Annotated in this window: 1 pseudogene; it reads left to right on the top strand. The window is 66.9% G+C overall.

What is annotated here, in order from left to right:
* Positions 1-54: 54 nt before the first annotated feature.
* Positions 55-826 (top strand): annotated as a pseudogene (locus R4P08_RS18375) (IS3 family transposase); the annotation flags it as partial.

The raw sequence follows: 826 nt of genomic DNA, 5'->3' as shown, positions 1-826 counted from the left end.
TGAACCGCCCCAGGTTTCCCGCCGCATCCTTTTCGAGTCGAGGAGGATGGCTGCATGCCGAAGAAGATCGATCCCGCGGTCAAAGAGCGGGCCCTGCGGATGGTGTCCGAGCACCGCAGTGAGTACGCGTCACTGACAGCCTGCTGTGACCAGGTGGGCCGACGCCTTGGGCTCGGCAAAGAGACAGTGCGTCGGTGGGCCCTGCAGGCCGACATCGACGCCGGCGCCCGCCCCGGCGTCAGCACCGAGGAGAGCGCCGAGATCAAGCGCCTCAAGGCCGAGAACCGGCGACTGACCGAGGACCTGGAGATCATGCGCAGGGCCTCGATTTTCTTCGCGGGGGAACTCGACCCCCGCAACCGGTGATCTGCGAGTTCATCGACCAGATGCGTTCCGAGGGACATGCGGTCGAGTCGATCTGTCGGGGCCTGCGAAAAGCAGGCCTGCAGATCGCCGCACGGACCTACCGCGAGTGGACCTCGCCGAGACGAGCAGTCGCAGCCAGAACCGTCAGCGATGCCGAAGTCGAGGACGTCATCCGGAAGCTGGTGTGGCAGCCCGATGAGCAGGGGCGCCGGAAGATGCAGCCTGCGGGCCTGTACGGGCGTCGCAAGATGCTCGCCGAGGTTCGCCGGGCCGGCCTGGCCACCGCGAGCCCCGGGGCCGTCGACAGAGTGATGCGCACGCTGGGGCTATCCGGGGTGGTCCGGGCGAAGAAGGCCTACACCACCGTCGCCGACCCCGACGTTGTTCGAGCACCGGACCTCCTCGACCGGGACTTCACCTCAGACCGCCCAGACCGAGTATGGGTAGCCGACTTTACGTA

This window comes from Rhodococcus sp. IEGM 1408, from assembly GCF_033142235.1.
In the GTDB taxonomy this organism is placed as follows: Bacteria; Actinomycetota; Actinomycetes; order Mycobacteriales; family Mycobacteriaceae; genus Dietzia.
This window is presented reverse-complemented; position numbering and strand designations above follow the sequence as displayed.